This window comes from Candidatus Eremiobacteraceae bacterium, from assembly GCA_035295225.1.
In the GTDB taxonomy this organism is placed as follows: Bacteria; Vulcanimicrobiota; Vulcanimicrobiia; order Eremiobacterales; family Eremiobacteraceae; genus JABCYQ01.
Window position 1 is genome coordinate 1 of record DATGJI010000053.1, and the last position, 15,736, is coordinate 15,736.

At 62.5% G+C, this 15,736-nt stretch carries 14 protein-coding genes; 3 read left to right on the plus strand and 11 right to left on the minus strand.

Features of this window, described 5'->3' with window-relative positions; translation table 11 throughout:
- Together VKT51_09565 and leuS are read right to left on the minus strand one after the other, a co-directional pair.
- On the minus strand, positions 1-2,360 hold a 2,360-nt coding region (locus VKT51_09565; GenBank protein HLJ84405.1), incomplete at its 3' end, for an AAA family ATPase.
- 41 nt (positions 2,361-2,401) lie between these two features.
- Positions 2,402-4,879 (minus strand): leucine--tRNA ligase, encoded by a 2,478-nt coding sequence (leuS, locus tag VKT51_09570; GenBank protein ID HLJ84406.1) that lies wholly within the window; start codon positions 4,877-4,879, stop codon positions 2,402-2,404.
- Positions 4,880-4,948: 69 nt separating this feature from the next.
- On the opposite strand from leuS, the gene VKT51_09575 reads away from it, so the two are divergent.
- Positions 4,949-5,653: a helix-hairpin-helix domain-containing protein gene (locus VKT51_09575; protein ID HLJ84407.1), complete on the plus strand. Its 705-nt coding sequence runs from the start codon at positions 4,949-4,951 to the stop codon at positions 5,651-5,653.
- A 52-nt stretch (positions 5,654-5,705) separates the two neighbouring features.
- The gene (locus VKT51_09580; GenBank protein ID HLJ84408.1) at positions 5,706-6,188 is read left to right on the plus strand and encodes a thioredoxin-like domain-containing protein; all 483 of its coding nucleotides are present in this window, start codon (positions 5,706-5,708) and stop codon (positions 6,186-6,188) included.
- Positions 6,189-6,207: 19 nt separating this feature from the next.
- Here the strand turns inward: VKT51_09580 and VKT51_09585 are convergent, their stop codons facing one another.
- From VKT51_09585 to VKT51_09625, 9 genes are all read right to left on the minus strand, one after another.
- Positions 6,208-6,942, minus strand: a complete 735-nt coding sequence (locus VKT51_09585) for a molybdopterin-dependent oxidoreductase (GenBank protein HLJ84409.1) — start codon at positions 6,940-6,942, stop codon at positions 6,208-6,210.
- 1 nt (position 6,943) lies between these two features.
- Positions 6,944-7,735 (minus strand): cytochrome b/b6 domain-containing protein, encoded by a 792-nt coding sequence (locus VKT51_09590; protein HLJ84410.1) that lies wholly within the window; start codon positions 7,733-7,735, stop codon positions 6,944-6,946.
- A 117-nt stretch (positions 7,736-7,852) separates the two neighbouring features.
- Positions 7,853-9,070, minus strand: coding sequence for an ABC transporter permease (locus VKT51_09595; GenBank protein HLJ84411.1), 1,218 nt, complete (start codon positions 9,068-9,070; stop codon positions 7,853-7,855).
- Positions 9,067-9,804, minus strand: a complete 738-nt coding sequence (locus tag VKT51_09600; GenBank protein HLJ84412.1) for an ABC transporter ATP-binding protein — start codon at positions 9,802-9,804, stop codon at positions 9,067-9,069. Before VKT51_09600 ends, VKT51_09595 begins: the two co-directional genes overlap by 4 nt.
- The gene (locus VKT51_09605) at positions 9,804-11,273 is read right to left on the minus strand and encodes an efflux RND transporter periplasmic adaptor subunit (protein ID HLJ84413.1); all 1,470 of its coding nucleotides are present in this window, start codon (positions 11,271-11,273) and stop codon (positions 9,804-9,806) included. The genes VKT51_09600 and VKT51_09605 overlap by 1 nt, the downstream gene beginning before the upstream one ends.
- 142 nt (positions 11,274-11,415) lie before the next feature.
- Complete coding sequence (locus tag VKT51_09610; protein ID HLJ84414.1) at positions 11,416-12,198, minus strand: hypothetical protein; 783 nt, start codon at positions 12,196-12,198, stop codon at positions 11,416-11,418.
- Positions 12,199-12,209: 11 nt separating this feature from the next.
- On the minus strand, positions 12,210-12,875 hold the full coding sequence (locus tag VKT51_09615) for a peroxiredoxin (GenBank protein ID HLJ84415.1): 666 nt from the start codon (positions 12,873-12,875) through the stop codon (positions 12,210-12,212).
- Positions 12,876-12,955: 80 nt separating this feature from the next.
- Complete coding sequence (locus VKT51_09620; protein HLJ84416.1) at positions 12,956-13,543, minus strand: YceI family protein; 588 nt, start codon at positions 13,541-13,543, stop codon at positions 12,956-12,958.
- A 147-nt stretch (positions 13,544-13,690) separates the two neighbouring features.
- Positions 13,691-14,293 carry a hypothetical protein gene (locus tag VKT51_09625; GenBank protein ID HLJ84417.1) on the minus strand — a complete coding sequence of 201 codons (603 nt, stop codon included), beginning with the start codon at positions 14,291-14,293 and terminating at the stop codon, positions 13,691-13,693.
- A gap of 229 nt (positions 14,294-14,522) precedes the next feature.
- Between VKT51_09625 and VKT51_09630 the strand changes: the two genes are divergently transcribed.
- Entirely contained in the window at positions 14,523-15,692 is a 1,170-nt protein-coding gene (locus VKT51_09630; GenBank protein HLJ84418.1) for an acyl-CoA dehydrogenase family protein, read from the plus strand.
- Positions 15,693-15,736: the final 44 nt, after the last annotated feature.

Sequence of the window (15,736 nt, forward strand, 5' to 3'; positions counted from 1 at the left end):
TTCGCACGCGATGTCTCACCCTCCGATCGCGCTGAGGCGAGCGCGATCGACTCGACAGCCGCGAGTTCATCCAGCGGGAGATACCGCGCGGCGTTCAGCAGCACGTGCGTCGCCTCGGGCGATGCGTACGCGAGCGTTCCCAGTGCGGCTCGAAGATCGGCCTGCGCCTGCTCGGGGGCGCCGTCGTTAGCCGCGATTGCGGCGTGCGCGCCGAGGATGTAGACGCAGTCGGGATCTTCGAGGCGTTCACGCGCATCATGGAGGATCTTCGTATCGAACCGTTTCCAAAGCGCGTCATCGCCGAACGCGATGGCGAGATGTGCCGCGACCGCGCCGGCGATGCGGCGCGGCGGGTACACGTCCAGATTCGCGGCGACCTCTTCCACGCACGCGCTGGCTTCGGCAAGCCGGCCGCGCTGAAATGCATACGAAGCTCGGGTCGCGGTCGCGTAGAGCCGATGAGCTCGAAATCCCCATTCGCGTTCGACGCTGTCGGCGCGTGCGAGCGCGCGCTCGATGTGCTCGTTGGCGCCTAAGAAAATGCCGGTGAGCGCGAGCGCGCCTTCGATGCTCACCACCGCTTCGGGTGCGAGGTGCGGCAACAGCTGATCGACCTGCTCGGCGCTCCGTTTCCACGCCTTCACATCGTCGGCATAGGTCGCCCGCATAAGCCGGACGATGAGGTAGTTCTGGCGCGCCGCGGGCGCAAGCGCTTCGGGGTCTGAGACCGCATCGACAAGACGCTCCGCGGATTGAAAATCGCAAAATGCGCTTGCGAGGCGGGCCATGACCACGCGCAAGAAGTCGCGGGCGGCCGAGCCCATCTTCGCGCCATGCATCGTAAGAAATTGCTCCGCATATTCCCGCGCGTTCTGGTCGCCGACGTTGTAGCGCTGACCGGCGACGCTGGCGGCAAGCATCGCTGCCGCATCGTACTGGTGCAGATCGAGCCGGATAGCGACGGCCGATTCGAAGCTGTCGCGAGCGCGGTGATAGTGGCCCTGCAGGCGTTCGAGCGCGCCGATGCGCTCGAAGAGCGCAGCCCGGTCGCCGGGCGACGCGGCCTTTTCGAGCGCACGCTCGAAATACATAAGCGCCTCCGGCAGCGCGCGCATCGAGAACGCGGTGTCGCCGGCGCGCTCGTTGTAGCGAACGATCCGCCGAGCGTCCCCCGCCTCCCACGCGTGATACGCGAGTTCTTCGATGTGTGCGTTCGAATCGGTCTCTTCGAGCGTTTGCACTATGCGTTCGTGCAGGCTGCGCGTTTCGAACGCCGGCACGCCGTCGTAGATCGTCTGACGTGTGAGCGCGTGGCGAAAGCGGCAGCTCAATCGGCCCGGTCCCGAATCGACCAAGAGATTGTGGTCGCGAGCCTCGCGCAGCGCGGGTACGATCGCGGCCGCGTCGCATTCCATGACGAGCGCGAGAACCGCGGGGTCGAAGCGCTGACCGAGCACCGCAGCGCGATTGAGCACATCTCGGGTCGCCGGCGTGAGTTCGGCGAGGCGGTGAGCGATCATCGACCGGATGGATGCCGGCAGCCGCGTCGAAGATCTTCCAGCGACATCCCGCTCTATGAAGTCCTTCACCAACTCCTCGACAAAGAACGGGTTGCCCTCACTTCTTCGTTCGATGTCGCGTGCGACGGCATCCGGAATAGTGCGATGGCCATCGAGCGTGCCGTCGATCACCGCGCGAACGTCGCCCGGGCCGAACGGTTCGAGCGAGATCCGGACTGAGGCCGGAGCGCGAAGCAGCGGCGCCATCGAAGCAAGCAGCGACGGGTTGCTCTCCATTTCATCGTTGCGATACGTCGCGATGACGAGCAGGCGCAGTTGTTCTTGGCGCAGGGCGACGTAGCCGAGGAACTGCAGCGTCGATTCATCCGACCAATGCACGTCTTCCACGGAGAGCACGGTCGCGCGTTTGGAACAGACAATGCGCAGGAAAGCGAGCAGCGTCGCAAAGAGCTGATCTTTTTCGAGGACGACATCTGACGTAGCGGCGTTGCTGTCGCGAGACAGACTATCGGGTATGACTTGTGCGAGCGCGTGCCAGATCTTGCGCGGCAGTTCGGCGATCGCGACGACACCGAGGAGTTCGCGCAGCAACGCGCGCACAGGCCCCAGCGTTGCTTGAGCGCCTTGCAGGCACTCCGTTTTGACGATGGCGATCTCTCGGCGATTGCGTGCGTGGTCGAGGAACTCTGCTAGAAGCCGCGTCTTGCCGATACCCGCTTCGCCTGAGACCAATACGAATGAGCCGGCGCTCTTGACTAGCGATTTCCGCGCTTGGTTGAGCGTCGCCAACTCGGCACGCCGCCCGACGAAGGTGCGGCACCGTACTGGTCGACCGATCATGGTGCGCTGAACCGTTCGGACGAGGCGGAGTTCCCACCCCCTTAGCGTGCGACGATATTCAACAGCCGATCCGGCACGAAGATGCGCTTCACGATCTCTTTCCCATCGAGCTGGGCACTGACGGTCGACTCGCGGAGCGCAAGCGCCATCGCGGCGTCCTCAGTGCAGCCGGGCTCGACGGAAATCGCCGCCCTGCGCTTGCCGTTGACTTGCACGACGATCGGGATGACGTCGCGTCGCAGGGCCGCCGTGTCAAACGTAGGCCAAGGCTGCAGGTGCACGCTGCCCGCACCGCCCGAACGTTCCCAGAGCTCTTCTGTGATGTGCGGAGCAAAGGGCGCGAGCATGAGAACCAGCGCGCGACAACCCTCGCGAAGCGCGGCGACATCATTCGGCTTGCCGGCGGCCGCCTCGAGATCGTTGAGCAGGGTCATCAACGCCGCTACGCATGTGTTGAGATGCATGCGGTCGCCGAGTTCTTCTGAGATCTGCTTGATCTTCGAATGAATGGAGTAACGAAGATCGCGATCCTCCGCACCGTTGCGGAGAGCATCGCTCGGTTTGCCGGCGCAGCAGCCGGGTTGGGCGAGCACGAGCCGCCATATCCGCACAAGAGTGCGCGTCGCACCCGAGATGCCCGCGGTGGACCACGGGAAGTCGCTCTCGGGCGGCCCGGCGAACATCTCGAAGATCCTCAGCGCATCGGCGCCATATCGTTCGACCGTCTCGTCGATGCCCACGACGTTGCCGCGCGACTTGCTCATCCGCTCGTTGTTCGCGCCGAGCACGAGGCCTTGGTTGAACAGACGCAAGAACGGCTCGTCGCCGGGCACGAGCCCTTCCTCTTGCAGCACTTTATAGAAGAAACGCGCGTACATGAGGTGGAGCACTGCGTGTTCCGCGCCGCCGATGTAGCGGTCCACCGGAGCCCAGTACTTTGCCGCCTCGACCGACCACGGCGCGTTCGCGTCGTGCGGACTCAGGTAGCGCATGTAATACCATGACGAACACATGAACGTGTCCATGGTCTCCGCCTCGCGCAACGCCGGACCGCCGCAGCGCGGGCACTGCACTTCACGCCATCCCTTCGCGTTCTCGAGCGGGCTGCCCGATTCGGGTGCGAACGGCACGTCGTCGGGCAAGAGCACCGGCAGTCGGTCCTCGGGGACCGGCACGAGACCGTCTTTCGCACAATCGACGAATGGAATCGGCGCGCCCCAATAGCGCTGTCGCGAGATGAGCCAATCGCGAAGCTTGTAGAGGACCGCGCTGCTTCCATTGCCGGCGGCAGAGAGCGCTTCGCCAATTCTCTCGCGGGCGCGAGCGCTCGTCAGACCGTCGAAACCGTCGCTGTTCACGAGCACGCCGTCGTCCACAACGGCGCAATCGCCCACACGTGCTTCTGCGCCGGCTTGCGGCACCACCACCGGCTTGATCTCGATTCCGTACTGCCGCGCGAATTCCAAGTCGCGCTCGTCGTGAGCAGGCACGCCCATCACAGCGCCGCTTCCGTACGTCGCGAGCACGTAATTCGTGACCCACACCGGAATCCGCACGTTCGCGAGCGGATGGATGACGTAGCCGCCCGAGAACACACCGCGCTTCTCCAAGAGCTGCGCGCGGTCCAATTCGGATATATCGCGCATCTCGGCAGCGAAGGCTTTGACCGCGCCGTTCTGAGGCGTATTCGCCGACAGCGTCTCGACCGCCGGATGTTCCGGCGCAAGCGCGAGGAACGTCGCGCCGAAAAGCGTGTCGAGGCGCGTGGTGAACACTTCTATTCGCGCGTCCGGAGCGTTTTCGATCTGGAACGAAAACGAAAATCCTTCGCTGCGGCCGATCCAATTGCGTTGAACGGTCTTGATCCGTTCGGGCCATCCGAGCGAATCAAGACCCGTCAAGAGCGCATCGGCGTAAGCGGTGATCTTCAAGAACCACTGGTTGAGGAGACGCCGCTCCACTTTGGTACCGCAGCGCCAGCAGACGCCGTTTTCCACTTGCTCGTTGGCGAGCACGGTCTTATCGCGAGGACACCAATTGACGGGCGCCTCCTTCTTGTACGCGAGGCCGCGCCGGAACATCAATAAGAAGAGCCACTGCGTCCAGCGGTAATATTCGGGAGACGAGGTGTCTATCTCGCGCGTCCAGTCGTACGCGACGCCGAGCCGCTGCAGCTGCCGCCGCATGTTGGCGATGTTCTCGGATGTCCAGATGCGCGGATGGACGCCGCGAGCGATCGCCGCATTTTCGGCGGGCAACCCGAAGGCATCCCATCCCATGGGGTGCATGACGTTGAGGCCGCGCATACGCTCGTAGCGAGCGACGACGTCGCCCAAAGTATAGTTGCGCGCGTGCCCGACGTGAAGATCGCCGCTCGGATAAGGAAGCATCTCGAGCAGATAATATTTCGGCTTGGCGGGATCTTCGACGACCTCGTTCTGGTGACGCTCCGCCCAAAGGCGCTGCCATTTCGTCTCGACGGCCTGCGGATCGTAGCTCGGAATGTCGGCGTGCGGCATACGCGCTATTGTACCATGCGCGGTCGCCTGGAACCTTGACCGTCGTTTGCGCGGCGGTGAAGACGCGCCATGGATCGTTCTGCAATCGTCAAGCTGCTTTTTGGATCGGCGGCGGCCGCCGCGTTGTTCTCCGCCGGCATGTTCGTGCCGCGCCTGCAATCGCAAGCGCCGCAAGTCTCCGCAACCGATCAGGCGACCGTGCCGCCGCAACTCACAGCCGCACCGGCTCTCGACGGCGGAACGCCGTTGCCCGCCGCATCCACGTCAACGTCCGTCGCGGTTTACGTGTGCGGAGCGGTCCGCAAGGCCGGCGTCTACATGCTCGACAGCGGCACGCGCGAGGTGGACGCGATAACCAAAGCCGGCGGCGCGGCCGCGAACGCCGACCTCGAACAACTCAATCTCGCACAACCGCTCAGCGATGGCATGAAAATCGACGTCCCCGTGAAGGGGCAGATCATCGCACAGGGGAGCAGCGACTCGAATAACGCCACGCTGGAACCCGTCTCGACCGGCGCGGCGACGCGCCGCGGTGATCGCCATCGTGCGTCGCGAGGCGGCTCCCATAAGCTGCGCGAGGGGCAGACGGTCGATATCAATACGGCGACAGAATCGGAACTCACGCAATTGCCGGGCGTGGGGCCAAGCTTAGCCGGTCGCATCGTCGAATATCGCCAGTCAAACGGCCCTTTCCAGACACCTGACGATCTGCAAAACGTCTCCGGTATCGGTCCCAGCAAGTTCGCGAAGATGCAGCCGTTCATCCGGATCTGACCCGCTTGCGTACTTCCAACTATAGACTATCCGTCTTTGTTGGAGATTCCGCATGCCTCCTATCGCCGCATTGCTCACCGCTGTCATGGTCGCCGTCGCTAGCCCCTCGCTCAACTTCGTCACCGGCGCGGCCGATTGGATCCATGGTAAATTCACCGCCGCTCAACTTCAGGGCAAAGTTGTTTTGGTGGACTTCTATACGTTCGGCTGCATCAATTGCAAGCACACAGAGCCGAATCTACGCTCCCTGTATGCGAACACGCCGCGCAAGGATCTCGTCATCATCGGCGTGCACAGTCCGGAGACAAGCTTCGAACGCGACCTAAAGAACCTCGTCGCCTCGCTTTCCGATCAGGGCATCGCATGGCCGGTCGTCGTGGATAACGATTTCAAGGTTTGGAATGCATGCGGCGTGACGGCGTGGCCCACGCAAATGGTCTTCGATCGCAAGGGCGTGCTCCGGCAGACATTTGTGGGCGAAGGCTACGACAGCGAACTGGACTCGCTCATCACATCATTGATCAGCGCACAGTAGCTCGATCGCAGCCGTCGAGCTAGATCCCCGCAAACCATTCGTAGCCCTGATCTTCCCAGTATCCGCCGGAGCCGGGAAGCATCGCGACCGCTTCGATGCCTTGCACGTACTTCGCGCTCTTGTACCCGAGCTGGGTCGGCACTTTCAGTCGGATCGGCGCGCCGTTTTCGACGGGCACAGGTTTGTCGTTGAGCTCGTAGGCCAGCAGCGCTTGGGGGTGCGCCGCCTGCTTCAACGTCAGCGATTCGTAGTACATCGTGCCGGAGCCGTCGTCGTCCATGCAGTGGAACACGACGTAGCGAGCCGCCGATCTTGGCTGCGCGACTGCTAGTAGATCGCCGAGCCGGACTCCCGTCCACTTGCCGATCACGCTCCAGCCTTCGACGCAATCGTGGCGCGTGATCTGCGCAACGCGGTTGAACCGCCCGCGTAATTCGGCGAGCGTGTACGACGCCGGCTTGTCCACGAGCCCTCCGACGGTCAGTCGGTATCCACGCCAGCCATCTTGTGCCCAGTGCGCGTATTGCGGGCTCGCCGGCGGCATGAAACCGTTCGGCCGGAAGACGGGCGAGATATCGCGCTCGCGATACTCGCGCGCGAGCGGCTGGCCCGCGCCCAAGATCGCGAAGTTCACGTGCTCGGGGAGCGCGAGCGCACCGCGGACGATGCCGGTCTGCCCAAGCTTGTCTGCGATTCCGGAACAGCCGGCCAACGCAGTCGCGCCGGTTAGTGCGATGAATCGGTCGCGGCGCATCTCACTTCGCTCCTTTCACGGCGAAACGCCCGGTGATCATCGAGCGCATATTATTGATAAAGCCCGTCAACACGACCATCGCGATGTGCCCGACGAAGAAGCCCGTCAAAGCGATCCACGCCGCGAAATGCCAGACGCGCGCGAACTGCCGTCCACCGAGGATCGCCGGCAGCCACGGCGCCCACGCATCGACGCTCGGCGAAAGCGCGAGCCCCGAGACGATGACGAGCGGTGCGACGATCCACACGACTCCGAAGTACGCGAGCTTCTGCATCGGATTGAGTTCGGCAGTCGGCGGGATCTTCCACGGCTTGAGATGCTCTTTTAGCGTGTGAGGCAGCGCCTTGAAGTCGGCCTTTGTCGGGATGAGCTTTACGGCGAAGCGCGCATAGACAAGCGCGCACAGCACGAAAATCCATGCGAAGAATATGTGCCACCGGCGTCCGTCTGCGAGATCTTGTTCGGATGGAATCGTCGCCCAGCTCGGAAATGCACGCGCGCCCTCGCTGCCCAGGCCGTTATCGCCCCAGCCGAGTACGTGCGTGGTCGGAATGCGTACGCTGCCGATCTGAACCCAGCCATGTGGATTGCCCTGACCGTCGGTCTCGCCTGAGATGGAGAGGATCGGGCTATTGAAATTCGACGCATCCGATGCGTACAGCGCGGGGTGCGCGTTGAAGATCTGCATACCGCTCATCGCCAAGACGAAGAGCGTTAGCGCTATGACCCAATGCGTGATGCGCACGACGAGCGGGTGGCGCAGGATGAGATGCGTCATCCGGTTCTTCTGCATGGACCCTCCGAGCCGTATACGCGCCGGACGAGCGCGCGGATGCACCGAGCTCGCGATTGGCGTTCTGGTCCGACAGGTCCGGCCGACACCGGCTGCGGTGGGACGGCGTCTACGCCACTATTCGTGGCGCAGTGCTTCGATCGGATTCAAGAGCGAGGCGCGGCGCGCTGGATAGAAACCGAACAGGACACCGACTAGGGCGGCAAATCCAAACGAGATCATCACTGAGGTGGGCACGATCACGATCGGCCAGCCGGCGCCGTTCGCCGTAGCGATTGCGGCCCCGATCCCGGCCATAACCCCGATCGCACCTCCGATACATGACAGCGCGACTGCTTCAACCAAGAACTGCAGCAGGATGTCGCGCTCGCGCGCGCCGACGGCCATGCGGATGCCGATTTCGCGCGTGCGCTCGGTCACCGAAACGAGCATGATATTCATGATCCCGATTCCGCCCACGATGAGCGAAACCGCGGCGATGCCCGCGAGCAGCTGTGACTGGACGTTCGCCGTGGCTGTGGCCGCCTGCTGGACGCTTGCGATATTGCGCACCGAGAAATCGTCGGGCTGACGCGGTGTGAGACGATGTCGCAAGCGCAGCAGCGCTTCGATGGATGAGACCGCGCCATCGACCGCATCGGGGCTCGAGGCGGAGATGAGGATCGAAGACAGCCAGTTTTGGCCGTTGAGACGAAGCTGCATGGCGGTGATCGGCACGATGATCTGATCGTCCTGATCGCGGCCGAAGCCGCTCTGGCCCTTTGATTCGAGCACGCCGACGACCAAGAACGGCACACCTTTGATGATGACCGTCTGACCGAGCGCCGCGCCCGACGGGAAGAGATTTTGCACGACCGTCTGTCCGAGCACGGCCACTTTCGCGCCCGAGCGGACGTCGTCGGCGCTGATGAATCGCCCGCTCGTCGTGTTCCAATTCTCCACGACGCTCCATCCGGGCGTCGTGCCGAGGATAGACGTGGCCCAGTTGTTGCCTCCCGAGATGGCTTGCGCGTTCGTGCTCGACAGCGGTGCGACGCCGGCCACGGTTGGGATATCCGCGGAGATAGCGTCCGCGTCGGCCGATTTAAGCGACTGGCGCGCGCCGGCGCCGAGCTGCACGCCGCCCGTGATCACGCTGCCGGGCACGACGACGATCAGGTTGCTGCCGAGCCGGGCGAGCTGCGCGGCGACAGCGGCTTGCGCGCCGCTGCCGATAGCCATGGATGTGATGACCGCGCCGACGCCGATGATGATGCCGAGCATGGTGAGAAGCGAACGGAAGGCATTGCGCACGAGCGACTGCCACGCGACGCGGAACAGACCGGCGGTATTCATGACGTGCTCCCGACCGCGACCTTCGCGTGGTCGTCCACGACGAGCCCGTCACGAAAGACGACGACGCGCCGGGCCCACGTGGCGATATCCGGTTCGTGGGTGACGATCACGATGGTGATATGACGTGATTCGTTGAGCGATTTGAAGATCGCCATGATCTCCTCGCTGCTGCGACTGTCGAGATTGCCCGTCGGCTCGTCCGCCAAGATCATGGCCGGGTCGTTGACCAGCGCGCGCGCGATCGCCACGCGTTGCTGCTGACCGCCCGAGAGCTCGGTGGGAAGATGGTCCAGCCGGTTGACAAGCCCCACGGCTTCGAGCGCGGCTCGCGCACGAGCATGCCGTTCCTGCGCTTCGATGCCCGCATAGGTCAGAGGCAGCTCGACGTTTTCAAGCGCCGAGCTGCGCGCGAGCAGATTGAATCCTTGGAACACGAATCCGAGACGCTTGCTCCGTATCGCGGCGAGCTGGTCGCGCGAGAGCCTCGACACGTCTTCGCCTTCGAAAAGATACGTGCCCGACGTCGGCGTGTCCAAGCAGCCGATGATGTTCATGAAGGTGGATTTTCCCGAGCCGGATGGACCCATGACGGCGAGAAACTCCCCGGTGTCCACGCGAAGATCCACGCCGGCAAGCGCCGCGACGTCGACGCCGCCCATAGCATAGACTTTGCGGAGCGCGCGGACTTCGATCGCGGGAACGCTGCTCGGAGCGCCGCTCGATGCGTCTTCCATCATCCGCCGAACCTGCCGCCGCCGCCGCCGACCGGTGTGGTGCCGCCGCTGAAGTGATGCGCCTGCAGCTGCCCGACGATCACTTTATCGCCTTCGCTCAAATCGCCGCTTGCGATCTCGAAGTTGCGGCCGTCGGTCAAGCCGATGACGATCTGAACCGGATGCGGTCGCCCGTTGACGAGCGTCCACACCGTGACGGTGCTTCCCGGGGCCCCGGCGATCGCCGGTGCCGCGGTTGTCGCATTTGCCGGGCCGAAGCCTGGGCTTGATTGCGCGCCGGCGCCGGCGTTGCTCGCACCCTGTCCTCCGCCCTTGAACAGCAGGGCGGCGGTGGGCACGACCAGGACGTGTTTGCGCGCAGAGATCGCGATCAGGACATCGGCCGTCATACCGGGTTTCAGCCGCGCGGACGCGTCATGGACTGCAACGATCGCGTCGTACGTCACCACGTTCTGCACCGTGTTCGGGTTGACGCGCACTTGCGTCACGGCGCCGTGAAACGTGACGTTTGGATACGCCGGTACGCTGATCGAAGCCGTTGCGCCGGCTTTGAGCTGGCCGACGTCGGCCTCGCTCACCGATACGTCGACTTCCATATCTTTGAGCGACGACGCGATCACGAAGAGCGTAGGAGTGGAAAACGACGCCGCGACCGTCTGGCCGACGCTGACCGCGCGCGAGACGACGATGCCGTCGATGGGACTCGTTATCGTGGTTTTCGATAGGTTGTAGGCAGCCTGTTGGGCCTGTCCTTGTGCCGCTTGCGATTGCGCGCTTGCGGCGCTGGCTTGAAACGTGGAGGCATTGTGCTGCTGGATCGTGGCGTCTCTTTGCGCGGCGGCGGCGACCGCTTGTGCGCGCGCGGCGGCGAGCGCGGCGTTCGCCGACCGTAAGTCGGCGACGTTCGCGCTGTTCGCCGCGGTATCTGTGTCCATCTGGCTCTGTGAGATGTAACCCTTCGCGAGCAGATCCTGATCGCGCGCGATGGTCGCGTGCGAAAGCGCGACCTGCGCCTGGGCTTTCCCAACAGCTGCGACGGCGGCGTTGGCGTTTGCTTGAGCCTGCATGGCCGTTGCGTCCGCGCTTCGGATGGACGCCGCCGACTGATCGGCGCTTGCAGCCGCCGCACCGGCGGTGGCGTCGGCAGCGTTCAGTGCTGCGTTGGCCTGAGTGGAGGCGGCCTCGAAACTCGTGGGATCGAGCGTGGCGAGCGTTTCGCCTTTGTGAACGATAGAATTGTAGTCGACGCTCAGCGTGGCGATCGTGCCGGAGACTTGGGTGCCGACGTTGACCTCATCGACCGGAATGACGGTTCCGGTCTCTTCGATGGTCGCATTGATGTCCGCGTACTTGACCGGCGCGGTCAGATAGCGCGGCGCGGCCGCCTGTTTGTTGACCGCGCCGATGATGATCCATACGATGATGGCCGCCGCCACTATCGCCAGACCGACTATCCATGACCGTTTCACGCCTTGCTCGTCCTCTCGGTTGTCGTCCATGTTATGGAACGAAATAATCTTATATCAGTGTTGACTGTACCGCCAACACCTTACACGTCAATGGGAATTGATGAGAATGGCCTTAGAGAAACGCCTGTTCGAGAGCTAGGGCTTATGGGACATCGGCCTCGATGAACACGTTGTCGGATTCGATCAACATACGCCGATCGCTCGCCGCTTCGATCCAACCTCTCGAGACGAGCGACGCATTGTCTCCGTCGAGCCGAAAGATGACGCCCGGGACATCCATCGTCGCGTAGTTCTTTCCATTGAAGTGATCGCAAGAGACCTCGACGGCCTGCGAGAGCGCACCATCGGTCGCGCGTGACATCGCTGCTTCCGACAGGATGCTGACGCGGCGGTGCAAGCGGATGTCGTCGATCGCGCTGCCGCTTCCCGCCATGCCGGCGGCACACGTGTCGCCGTCGGCGAGCACATGGTGCGGAATCCCATACATCGGCGAAGCCGGTGGTGGGATCGCGATGGTTCGATCGCCTCGTATAAGGTACCAACCGCTTATCTTGCCGGAATTGCCGACAGTAATCATGCGATTGTCGTTCTTGAACGATATCGCCCAAGAGTCTTTATCGAGTACGATCGGGTGCAACACGCCTCCGGAGAGAACTGCGATCTGCTGTCGATCGGAATTCAGCGGGTAGTACGTCACATAGAGCGTTTCGTCGACGATACGCGCCTCGCTGAACAGCCACGGCAGCCGCAGAACGCTCACCTTAACGCGTGGGCCGAAGGATGATTTCGAGATCACCGGCGCGAGCGCGACGAGCTTCGCTTCGACGGGGGATGGAAGCGGTGATCGCGGCGGGGATTCAGTACACCCGGCGATCGCCGCGCACGAGATCAGCGTGGACGCGAGGAGAGCGCCGAAACGCGCCACGGAGACCGCGGCTATGACTTTCCGGGTTGCGGCACTATGCGGATGTACGGCCGTGGGGACTCCCAACCTTGCGGATATGTCTGTTTCGCCTCGTCGTTGGAAACGGATCCGGCGATGATGACCTTTTCGCCGTTCTTCCAGTTGACCGGCGTCGCCACCTTATGCTTCGCCGTCAGCTGCAGCGAATCGAGCACGCGCAGCACTTCGTCGAAGTTACGGCCGGTGGTCATCGGATAGACGAGAATGAGCTTGATCTTTTTGTCCGGGCCGACGATGAAGACGTTTCGAACCGTGGCGTTATCGGCGGCTGTGCGCCCAGACGCGTCGCCTTCGACGTCGGCGGGAAGCATGCCCCACGATTTCGCTATCTTCAGATCGGTGTCGCCGATCATCGGATAGTTTGGGGCGTGGCCCTGCGTTTCTTTGATATCGCTGGCCCAGCGCGCGTGATCGGATATCGGATCGACGCTCAGTCCGATGATCTTGGTGTTGCGCTTGTCGAACTCGGGCTTGATCTTCGCCATGTAGCCGAGTTCGGTCGTGCAAACCGGCGTGAAATCTTTCGGATGCGAGAACAGCACGGCCCATCCGTCGCCGATCCATTCGTGAAAACGGATCTTGCCTTCGGTCGTCTCGGCCTCGAAATCGGGGGCGGTGCTGCCAATCGTGAGCGCCATCTGTGAGTCTCCTTCATCTGTAGAGCGGCCGACATTATTCGTCGTGGACGCTCAAGTCCTTCGCGCGGCTCAAGTGGCGCTTACAAGGAGATTTCGAATTCTACTTTGACGTCGTCCTTTACTCTGACGGTGCCGCCCGCGATGCGGATCGGCGAGATACCAAATGTGGATTGGCGCACTGTTGCTGTGCCCTTGAAATGCGCCGCGTCGATTCGCGTCACGGAAAACGTGAGCGGGTGCGTCTGACCGTGCAGCGTCAGGTCACCGGCCACCGACCAATTGTCGCCATCCGTCGTCGCGATCTTCGATGATCGGAATTCGATGAGCGTGTAGTGGGCCGCATCGAGGACTTCCGGTCCGATCATGTTGGCTTGAACTTGGTCACGCCGGTTGGAAGGCATCTTCGGATCGAGCACCTGCATCTTGGTCGCGTCAACTCGAACGTCAACCGCTTTCGACTCGTCGTTGAACCAACCCGATGCGATTGACGCATTCACCACATGATTGTCCGCGGCGAAAGCGAAGATGCCTTCCTTATAGACGGAGACGGTCATGTGAGAACGCGCGACATCGATGGCGTGCACGTGGCTATTCGGCGTTTGATCTGCCGCCATCGCGGCGGCAGCGAAAATGATGACCGCCGGAAGAATTTGGATGGTGAGTTTCATGTCGATAGCTACGCCTCCGTTCGCAAGTCTAACCGAGCGGCGTGAAGAACGGCTGAAGGAAGCGGGCGATCTCCTCGACACATTGCATTGGCGTGACTTCTGAACGCGTGGGATTTTCGGTCAAAGCCGCGGTCATCCCGATCGGTCTCAGGGCTCCCAGAGTTCGACGTTGATCGTTATCGACGAGACGCGTCCGTCGTCGACTACGAGCGTGATTGTCTCGGATTGTCTTTCCAATTTGCCCTGCCAGTATTGCGGTTTGCCCTTGTAGTAGACCGTGTCATCGGCCCCGTAAGAGGTCACGAAATGCTTACCGTGCATCACCGGCGGTCCGTAGAGCGCGAGCACTTGCGAGTAGGGACTCCCGATGTGCAGTCCTCTGCCGGTAGCGTAGTGCGACAGGTCCTTATCAGGGACAGAGACACCCGGCGGCGGGGGCGCAGTAAAAAGCGCCCAGCCCAATTGGTCCGTGCCCGACCGCGCGAGCCCGATGTGGTGCGAGCGATCGTAGCTATAGAGGTCCCAGAAAGAAAGCATCAAGACGTTCGAGCCGCCGTTCGGATCTTTGCACATCGTTGCGAACGTCTTGCCGCACAAGTAGTCGGGCGTCGAGATGTGCTGGACTGTGACCGGACCCGGCTTGTCGCTGAGTCCCGTGGCCTGCGAGAACCATTGGTCCACGGTATTGGTCGCTGCCGGTGATGCCGCTGCACAGATGCCGACCACGATCGCTGTTAGGGCTGGTCGCACAAGAATACGCATAGTAACCCTCTCAGTACCGAGCGGAGTTGCGGTGACGTCATTCGGGTTGCGTTTCCGGCGGTCCCTTTTCGCCGTCAACGGTCGATGAGCGAGATGTATCGCGCGACATCGAGCGCCGCATCCTTCATCAAATGCGAGTTCCTGCAGGCATCGGCGTTTTGTCTTGAAGAACGCGACCGCACGCGGTCATCCAATATCCCAGCCGAAGGAGACCACAATGGCCATCTCGTCGTCGGATAACGGGCTGAACTTCGAGCTCCCGGAGGACCTGAAGCTGCTGAAGCGCTCGATCCGCGAGTTCGTGGAGAAAGAGCTCTGGCCGCTCACCGATCACCTCGAGCAGCACGATGAGATCCCGAAATCCGCGCTCGACAAGATGAAGGAAATGGGACTCTTCGGGTTGCCCTTCAGCGAAGAGTACGGCGGCGCCGGGATCGGCGAATTCGGTTATTGCGTTGCGCTCGAAGAACTTGGCCGCGCGAGCTCCGCATTCTCCAACGTCCTTGGCGCGCATTGCAGCATCGGCGTGATGGCGCTTTATCTCGACGGCAGCGACGCGCTCAAGAAGCGTTACATGCCCACCTTGTGCGCGGGCGAAAAACTCGGCTGTTTCGCCCTATCGGAGCCGGCCGCCGGATCGGATGCCGCGAATATCCAGACCGCGGCGCGCCTGGACGGCGACACGTACGTGCTCAGCGGCGTCAAGCACTTCATCACCAGCGGCGACTTAGCGGACTACGCGACGGTCTTCGCCGTGACCGACAAGAATCTCGGCGCGCGCGGCGGCATCACGGCGTTCTGGGTGGACCTTAATCAGCCCGGCGTCACGCGCGGCAAGAACGACGCGAAGATGGGCTTGTACGGAAGCCATACCTGCGAATTGATCTTCCAAGATGCCAAAGTCCCGGCCGATCACGTCATCGGCAAAGTCGGCATGGGTTTTATCACCGCGATGAAGACGCTCGACATGGGCAGGCTTTCACTCGGCGCCGGCTGCGTCGGCGGATCGCAAATATTGCTCGAGAAAGCGATCGCCCACGCCAAGGAACGCATCCAATTCGGCAAACCGATCGCGAAGCAGCAGGCCGTGCAATTCATGCTCGCCGACATCGCTACGGAGATCCATGCAGCACGTAACATGGTCTATCACGGCGCGTGGAAAGCCGATCGCGGCGAACGATTCTCTCTTGAAGCCGCGATGGTCAAACGTTACTGCTCCGACATGGCGATCTTTGTCGTCGACCGCGTGCTGCAGATACACGGTGGCATGGGCTTCATGAAAGAGACCGGCATCGAGCGCGCCTACCGCGATGCACGCATTCTCGCGATCTACGAAGGCACGAACGAGATCCAGCGCATGATCATCGCCGAAGAGCTTCTGAAGTAGCGTGCGACGTGGGCCGACTAGCGTCGGCCCCTTCGAATAAGCGG

Excerpts from the sequence above, each read along its gene's own strand:
- leuS (HLJ84406.1), bottom strand. The coding sequence starts at position 4,879 with ATGCCGCACGCCGACATTCCGAGCTACGATCCGCAGGCCGTCGAGACG.
- VKT51_09575 (HLJ84407.1), top strand. The coding sequence starts at position 4,949 with ATGGATCGTTCTGCAATCGTCAAGCTGCTTTTTGGATCGGCGGCGGCC.
- VKT51_09580 (HLJ84408.1), top strand. The coding sequence starts at position 5,706 with ATGCCTCCTATCGCCGCATTGCTCACCGCTGTCATGGTCGCCGTCGCT.
- VKT51_09585 (HLJ84409.1), bottom strand. The coding sequence starts at position 6,942 with ATGCGCCGCGACCGATTCATCGCACTAACCGGCGCGACTGCGTTGGCC.
- VKT51_09590 (HLJ84410.1), bottom strand. The coding sequence starts at position 7,735 with ATGCAGAAGAACCGGATGACGCATCTCATCCTGCGCCACCCGCTCGTC.
- VKT51_09595 (HLJ84411.1), bottom strand. The coding sequence starts at position 9,070 with ATGAATACCGCCGGTCTGTTCCGCGTCGCGTGGCAGTCGCTCGTGCGC.
- VKT51_09600 (HLJ84412.1), bottom strand. The coding sequence starts at position 9,804 with ATGGAAGACGCATCGAGCGGCGCTCCGAGCAGCGTTCCCGCGATCGAA.
- VKT51_09615 (HLJ84415.1), bottom strand. The coding sequence starts at position 12,875 with ATGGCGCTCACGATTGGCAGCACCGCCCCCGATTTCGAGGCCGAGACG.
- VKT51_09620 (HLJ84416.1), bottom strand. The coding sequence starts at position 13,543 with ATGAAACTCACCATCCAAATTCTTCCGGCGGTCATCATTTTCGCTGCC.
- VKT51_09630 (HLJ84418.1), top strand. The coding sequence starts at position 14,523 with ATGGCCATCTCGTCGTCGGATAACGGGCTGAACTTCGAGCTCCCGGAG.